Annotated in this window: 1 protein-coding gene; it reads right to left on the bottom strand. The window is 69.9% G+C overall.

Annotation, left to right across the window (positions count from 1 at the left end):
* The coding region (locus DSP71_RS07230) for a serine hydrolase (protein ID WP_220151091.1) at positions 1-2,612 on the bottom strand (2,612 nt) is incomplete at both ends.

Raw genomic sequence — 2,612 nt, 5'->3', positions numbered from 1 at the left:
GGGGGGGGGCCCGCCGGCACGTGCACATCCGCGAGCTCGGAGAAGATCTCGTCGAACAGTTCGGCGTACAGGTCGTGCGTGTTGCCGCCATTGGTGAGCATCGTCACCGCGAGCTGCTCGTCCGGCAGGATGCGCAGGAACGCCGCCTGGCCGATGGTGTTCCCGTCGTGGCCGTAGAGTCGGCGCCCGTCCCAGTCGAACAGGATCCACCCCACGCCCCAGGCATCGCCGAGGGAGTACGGGTCGGGCATGTCGACCTCCCGCTGCTGCATCCGTCGCACGCTCTCCTCCGACAGCACCCGCGTGCCGTCGGCTGCGAGTCCCCCCGTGAGGTGCATGCGGGCGAAGGCGAGCACGTCGGCGGTCGTGGAGTTCACCAGTCCCGCCGGACCCATCGCGCGCGGGAGCATCCAGGCAGGGGCGAGGGTCGGTCCGTCATCACCCACTTCGGTGTGGCCGCTGGCGGCACGGAACATGATGGCCTCTTCGGGGAGCGTGCAGGAGTGCGTGAGACCGAGGGGCGTCATCAACAGGTCGCGCATCGCCTGGTCCCAGCTGGTACCCGTGATCTTCTCGATCACCCGACCGGCCAGCACGAATCCGGAGTTGCAGTACGACATCGTGGCACCGAGCGGGTGGTTCTGCGCGATGCCGTCGAGCAGCGCGACGTACTTCTCCAGGGTGTCGTCTCCGCGGCCGGTATCGGTGAACACGTCGCCGTCGATCCCGCTCGTGTGGTTGAGCAGGTGACGCATCGTCACGGTGCGGGTGACCTCGGGATCCGACGAGGCGAACTCCGGGACGTACTCCACGATCGGGGTGTCGAGGTCGAGCCTGCCCTCGTCGACGAGCTTCATCACGACCGAGGTGGTCCACACCTTGCTCATCGAGCCGATCTGGAACACCGAGTCGTCGGTGGTCTCGATCCCCGTGCGCACGTTGAGTATGCCGTGGTGCGCATACACGGGCTCCTCCCCGAGACGGAGGATGCCGAGGGTCGCCCCGGGAACCTTGTGCGCCTCGGCCAGGGCGCTCAGTCGCTGCTGCCAGTGCCGGGCGTCGAGTCGTGCGCGCACCGGCTTCCCCGCTGGCGGGGCGTACTGCTCTACCCAATCGATCACCCGCTGCGAGAAGTCGGCGCGGTGCGACGGCGGCCCGGAGAGCACGAAGAGGTGCGAGCCACCGGGGTAGAGCACGAGACGGGTCGGCACCCCGCGCTCGCGCAGCGCCGTGAACCACTGCTCCGCCTGACCCACCGGGCAGCGGTCGTCGGCTGCGCCGTGCAGGATCAGCGTCGGCGTCTTCACCTGATCGACCCGCGTGAACGGCGACTGCGCGGAGATGCGCTCCTCGTCGCGCCACGGCAGACCGCCGTTCTCCTTGGAGGAGAGGTAGTGGCCGAAGTCCGACGTGCCGCCCATCGAGAACAGGTCGGTGACGACGCCACCGGCGACAGCGGCGGCGAAGCGGTCATCGCGCGAGGTGAGGAAGCACGTCATGAAGCCGCCGTAGCTGTAGCCCGTGACGGCGAGGCGCGCCGGATCCGCGACGCCTTCCGACACGAGAGCGTCGATCGGCTCCAGGAAGTCGTTCGCGTCGTTGACTCCCCAGCCGCCGGATACCGCCGAGAAGAACGCGTCGCCGTAGCCGTCGCTTCCTCGGGGGTTGAGGGTCAGGACCGCCCAGCCGCGTCGCGTGAGCACCTGGTGATAAGGGTGGGCGATGTCCGCTGCCCCGTTCCAGGCGTTGTGCGGCCCGCCGTGGATGTCGAGCAGGAGCGGGAGCGGGCCAGCGGCGTCGGGGTCGCGGCGCAGCCAGCCGGTGACGACCGTACCGTCGGAGATCGTGAATCGGCGCTCCTCCGCGGGCACGAGCTCGAACTCGGGAGTGCCGTAGTCGGTGAGGGTGCGCGCCGTGCCGTCGGAGAGGTCCAGGAGCGCGACATCGCCGAACGACTCCGGTGTGGCGAGCACGATCGCGGCGGACGATCCTGCGACCGACAGCCCCGAGACGTTCGCGGTGCCGTTCACGAGAGGCGCGGCACCGGAGCCGTCCTGCGCGACCCGGTACACGTGCGAGTAGCCGTTGTCGCGAAGGCAGAACACGATGTCGCCGTCCTCCGTGAACTGCGGCATGCCGCCGGGGTAGCCCGGACCACCGGGCATCACGTTGCGGTCGAGGCCGGCGGTGAGGTTCCGCGGGTCTCCGCCGTCGACGGGGAACAGCAGCAGGTCCGCGTTGCCGACCTCGGTGTCGGTGCGCCCGGCCGCGAGCACGTGGCGACCGTCGGGGGTCCAGCCCACCGCCGTCGCCTGCACGTCGGCGGCGCTGACCTGCACAGGGGGGCTGTTCGGGTCGGTGGACGAGCACACGAGCACGGGGATCCGCATCGTCAGGTCCGCATCGTCCTCGACGCTCGCGGAGTAGGCGATGCGGGTGCCGTCCGGCGACCAGAAGGGCTCGGAGGCGTGCGAGCGTCCACGCGTGAGCACGGTGATCTTCCCGGAGGCGACGTCGAGCACGTGCAGCTGCTGCACGAGAGTGGAGAGGTTTCCGGCGCCGTCCGCCTTGTAGCCGAGACGGTCGGTGCCGGTCGGAGCCGAACGACGGGC

The sequence above is a fragment of the Microbacterium sp. H6 genome (genome assembly GCF_003314775.1).
Classification (GTDB): Bacteria; Actinomycetota; Actinomycetes; order Actinomycetales; family Microbacteriaceae; genus Microbacterium; species Microbacterium oxydans.
Note: the sequence above shows the minus strand (reverse complement) of the source record. Positions and strands in the feature narration are given on the sequence as shown.